The following is a 4,988-nucleotide window of genomic DNA, read 5'->3' as shown; positions in this document are numbered from 1 at the left end:
TTCGAGCTTACCTTCGAGCTTGCCTTCGAGCTTGCCTTTCGCTTCCGCTTCCGCTGCGACTTCTTGAAAATACCGCGTCTGTTTTAGCTCTTGTAATCCAAACATGGCTTCTATCTCCTGGCGTGTTAAATCCGGTAATTTATAGACCATGATGGTCTCTATCAATCCTACAACTTTTTGTTTGAGACCTTCATCGATAAGTTGCCTTCGTGCTTCTTGGAATAATTGCTTTGCTTTGTCGATCGCAGTTTGGCGTTCCTCAACCACTAAGGTAACCATTCCCAATCCCAACGAGGGAGTCGGAGGGTCCTCTAGTTCATCCAGATAAACTCGGACCAACAGTGGGGTCTCTTCCGGGCGATCGCCGCCTAAAAAACGCTGATATTGGCGGGGAACCCCGGGATCGCAACTGCGGGATGAAAAGATGGCAACAGCTTGAAACTCTTGTATGGGTTGATATTGACCCAAATACACGAAAATTTCGGCTAGAAATCTCCAATAAAAATAGTCTTTCTTTTGAAACTGAACCTCCAAAAAATAAATAAATCTGTCATTGTCTCCCTCTGGGGGTAACAAAATCCCATCAAAGCGACGAGCTAATTCTTTGATTTCGCGAGAGGTAAACTCGTATCCTTGAGCTTTTTCCCTGGGTTCCCCCATCAGTTCAAATACTAGACTGGGGAAAGTCTGAAACAGTTGATAAAAAATTGTATCCGTTCTCACAACCCGAAAGTCTACCTTGGATAATCGTCTCCTCTATCGTACCTCCATACTTGACCTGAAAACAAGAAGCGATCGCACTTGAATTCTATCAAATTCTAATTCCTTTCTCCCCCTAGCCTGAAATTCCTTCCCCAAGAATTGGCAACCGGCACTCTATCCCAGGAAAATCGACAAAATGTCATCAATTTTCAACCGTCTGGGAGAAAGAGTAGCGATCGCCAGGGCATGAATCTGGTACTGTTTTAGGACAAGCAATGAGGTGATGGTGCTGGGGTGTCAATCCCTCAGACAACAACCCAAAGCCCAACCCTATAGAGAACGAAACAATCAGGAGAACTATGGCGGCATTAACAGGACGAGATCTACTCAGCGTTGCCGATCTGTGCGTTGAAGAACTGCATCAACTGCTGGATCTCGCCACGCAGATGAAAGCCGGAACCCTCACCCCCCGATGTGAAAAAGTGTTGGGGTTGCTGTTTTCCAAAGCCTCAACCCGGACTCGGGTTAGCTTTACCGTGGCAATGTACCAACTCGGGGGTCAAGTGATTGACCTTAATCCCAATGTCACCCAGGTGAGTCGAGGGGAACCTTTACCCGATACGGCGCGAGTATTAGACCGATATTTGGATGTGGTGGCGATTCGGACCTTTGACCAGGCGGACCTCGAAACCTTTGCTAACTATGCCGAAATGCCGGTGATTAATGCCTTAAGCGATCGCGAACATCCCTGTCAAGCCCTAGCTGATATCATGACCGTGGGTGAATGTTTTGGACAACTCGAAGATGTCACCCTCACCTATCTCGGCGATGGCAATAATGTCGTCCATTCTCTCCTCCTTGCCTGCGCGATGGTGGGAATGAATATTCGCATTGCCACCCCGGCACAATTTGAACCCGACCCTGAGATTGTCGAACAAGCCAAGAAAATCGCCCAAGGGAAAAGTGAAATCTTAATCACCCAGGACCCAATCCAAGCGGTGAAAGGTGCACAAGTGCTCTATACCGACGTTTGGGCAAGTATGGGACAAGAGGAAGAAGCCAGAACCCGAATTCCGCTATTTCAGCCTTATCAGGTGAATGAGGAACTGTTTAATCATGCCGATGGAAGTGCTATTATTTTGCACTGCTTACCAGCTCATCGCGGGGAAGAAATTACCGATGGGGCGATCGAAGGGACAGCATCCCGAGTTTGGGATCAAGCTGAAAATCGAATGCACGCCCAAAAAGCACTGCTGGCAAGCGTACTCGGGGCAATTTAGGGCGGGAAACAACCCGACACCCTAAAAGGTGCCGCTATAGGGACTAAGCCCGCCGTTGCGGGCTAAGAAATAACCAGATTGATTCAGGTAAGGAATGCGATCGCCCTTTTCTCTTGGGGGTACGGGCCGCGTTAAGATTGGCGATTAGGTTTTGATAAGTAAAGAATGACACTAATTGACTGGTTAATTGTATTGGTTTATTTGGTTGCCACAATGGGAGTGGGGTTATATCTCTCCCGAAAAGGCTCTAAGAATCTAGCAGAATTCTTCGTATCCGGGCGATCGCTGCCTTGGTGGTTAGCCGGAACCAGTATGGCTGCTACCACCTTCTCCATTGATACCCCTCTCTACATTACCGGCGTCGTCGGCAACCGAGGTATTGCGGGAAACTGGGAATGGTGGACCTTTGGCATCTCCCACATCATCATGGTGTACATCTTTGCCCGGATGTGGCGGCGATCGGAAGTCATCACCGATGCCGAACTCACGGAAGTCCGCTATGGCGGCAATATGGCAGCAGTTTTGCGCGGTGTCAAAGCCTTTATCTTTGCCATTCCCATGAACTGCATTGGCATCGGCTATGCCATGCTGGCAATGGTGAAAGTCGTCGATGCCTTGGGAATTTGGCAAAATATTGGCATCGATGCCGGAGAAAATACCCTCAAACTGATCAGCGTCATTGGTGTCAGCATCTTTGTGTTAATCTACGCCGGATTAGCGGGATTATGGGGGGTCGTTGCCACCGACTTCTTCCAATTTTTCCTCGCCTTATTTGGGGCCATTCTGGTCGCATTTTTTGCCGTAGGTAGTGTCGGTGGCATTCACGAATTGGTCCGACAAGTCCCTCTCGTTTCTGACAAAGATATTTTATCCCTGTTACCCCTAACCTTTGGTGGGGAAGGCAATGCCTTCATTCAATTCAGCCAAACCGCAGGGATTACCGCCAGTACCTTTCTGGGCTATATTGCGATTCAATGGTGGTCCTGGCGACGGAGTGATGGAGGCGGGGAATTTGTTCAACGCTTTGCGGCAGCGAAAAACGAAACTGAGGCGGAAAAAGCCGCATGGTTGTTCAATATCATGCACTATGTGATTCGGACTTGGCCTTGGATTTTAGTGGCATTAGCGGCCCTCGTGCTGTATCCCGATTTACAGGATAAAGAATTAGGCTATCCGAAACTGATGCTAGACTTCCTGCCACCGGCATTGCTGGGATTGGTGGTAGCATCGTTAATTGCTGCCTTTATGAGTACGGTGTCTACCTCTATTAACTGGGGGGCTTCGTTTATCACCAATGACCTGTATTTGCGGTTTGTCAAACCCTCTGCCACTCAAACCGAACTGGTGTTCATAGGACGGTTATCCTCGGTTTTGGTCACAGTAATTGGCGCGATCGCCGCCTTTTTTGCCTCTGACGTTGCCACCGTATTTCGTCTCGTGATTGCGATCGGCACCGGTTCAGGATTGGTCTTAATTTTGCGATGGTTCTGGTGGCGTGTGAATGCTGCTGCTGAACTCACCGCCATTATCGGCAGTTTTGTCATTGGTTCCGTCACCAGTTTGGTCCCGGACTTCATGATTGAAGACTTCGGGTTACGCCTGATGTTCATTACTGTCAGCGTTACCATCTTGTGGGTGATTGCGTTATTGGCAACGAAACCGGAAACGGAAGCAACCCTGGATGAGTTCTACCGGCGGGTTCGTCCCGGTGGACCCGGTTGGACAAAGCAACGAGCCAGTACCGGATTAGAACCTGCCCAGAATTTGAGTCTGGATTTGCAGCGAGTGGCGGCAGGGATTTTACTGCTGTTTGGGTTTTTATTAACCACTGGCGGGTTCTTACTCTTACAACCGGCGATCGGTTGGATTTCCCTAATTGTGGGGGTTGGCGGATGGACATGGTTGCGACAACTGAATAAGTCTAATGCCTTACTGATGCCTCGACCCGGAAGCGATCGCGATTAGTCCCCAACAAAGGGTGAGGATTCCTCCCCCACCCTTTGTCTGCCATCCCCGAGCAAATCGTGAGATAATCATTACAGTCACCCCTGAGTTAAAAAGGGTGCAAATCGGTCCATAATATTCCCCCCGTTCCACCGTCCTACTTTCTAACGCAATGATGTCAATAATCCGATCGCAAATTCTTCCCTTCTTTATTTTCCTCGTCTTTTTAGTCGCATTAGTCGCCGTCAGTGCGCGGATTTTTTTACCCGCCGATATGATGGCCCCTGCACCTATTGAAGAACAAGTGCAACCCGCCGATCGCCTCTCTAGCGTTCCCTCTCCCAACGTTGCCGAACTTCCTCCCTCACTGTCCCGTTTGATTAAGGGGTTACCCGAAGATACACTGTTTTTCAATCAAGATAGTTAGAGGAATTTGCTCATCAAACCGGCAACGCTTGAACTGATTCCGGGATATCATCTGCGGGTGGGTTCATCCCGCGATCGCTATTTATTGGTAAAGTTCTTGAAGTTAACCTATCAGGAACTTTACCCAGACCATGATTTTTCCCATTTAGCTCAAACCGTTGACCAATATTTTGCCCAGGAAACGCCATTATGGTGGGTGGAATTGCCGGATAATTCTCAACCAGTGGGTTGTTTGTGGTTAGGAAATGCGGTGGATCAGATTAAAGGCGATCGTCATGCTCATATTTTTGTGCTCTATGTCGCACCAGAACACCGCCGCCGAGGATTGGGTTCAGCATTAATGGAATATGCTGAAAATTGGGCGCGGGACAGAGGCGATCGGCAGATGGGTTTACAAGTTTTCCTAAATAATCCCCCCGCCTTAAATCTCTATCAAAAATTAGGCTATCAAAGTCATTCCGTCTGGATGCTTAAATCCTTATAAATAACAAATTCCCCCCTCCCCCTCGTGACTTGGCTGAAGCCGAGTCATGCTCTTTTGGAGGCTCTGCCTCCTAATTCCTTCCACGCTATAGGCGGGGGATTTGCCTCACAATTAAGAACACGAACGGTCCCCTCCCCTTGGCAAGGGGAGGG

Annotated in this window: 5 protein-coding genes; 4 read left to right on the top strand and 1 reads right to left on the bottom strand. The window is 48.8% G+C overall.

The window, feature by feature from the left end:
- On the bottom strand, positions 1 to 723 hold a 723-nt coding region (locus J0895_RS04875; protein ID WP_207086996.1), incomplete at its 3' end, for an Rpn family recombination-promoting nuclease/putative transposase.
- Positions 724 to 1,061: 338 nt separating this feature from the next.
- Between J0895_RS04875 and argF the strand changes: the two genes are divergently transcribed.
- From argF to J0895_RS04855, 4 genes are all read left to right on the top strand, one after another.
- Positions 1,062 to 1,982, top strand: coding sequence for an ornithine carbamoyltransferase (gene argF, locus J0895_RS04870; RefSeq protein WP_207086995.1), 921 nt, complete (start codon positions 1,062 to 1,064; stop codon positions 1,980 to 1,982).
- Positions 1,983 to 2,147: 165 nt separating this feature from the next.
- Positions 2,148 to 3,947 carry a sodium:solute symporter family protein gene (locus J0895_RS04865; RefSeq protein WP_207086994.1) on the top strand — a complete coding sequence of 600 codons (1,800 nt, stop codon included), beginning with the start codon at positions 2,148 to 2,150 and terminating at the stop codon, positions 3,945 to 3,947.
- Positions 3,948 to 4,098: 151 nt separating this feature from the next.
- Positions 4,099 to 4,353 (top strand): hypothetical protein, encoded by a 255-nt coding sequence (locus tag J0895_RS04860; protein WP_242541058.1) that lies wholly within the window; start codon positions 4,099 to 4,101, stop codon positions 4,351 to 4,353.
- A gap of 6 nt (positions 4,354 to 4,359) precedes the next feature.
- Positions 4,360 to 4,836 (top strand): GNAT family N-acetyltransferase, encoded by a 477-nt coding sequence (locus tag J0895_RS04855; RefSeq protein ID WP_207086993.1) that lies wholly within the window; start codon positions 4,360 to 4,362, stop codon positions 4,834 to 4,836.
- The last annotated feature ends 152 nt before the right edge of the window (positions 4,837 to 4,988 follow it).

It is taken from the genome of Phormidium pseudopriestleyi FRX01, assembly GCF_017313335.1.
In the GTDB taxonomy this organism is placed as follows: Bacteria; Cyanobacteriota; Cyanobacteriia; order Cyanobacteriales; family Laspinemataceae; genus Laspinema; species Laspinema pseudopriestleyi.
Note: the sequence above shows the minus strand (reverse complement) of the source record. Positions and strands in the feature narration are given on the sequence as shown.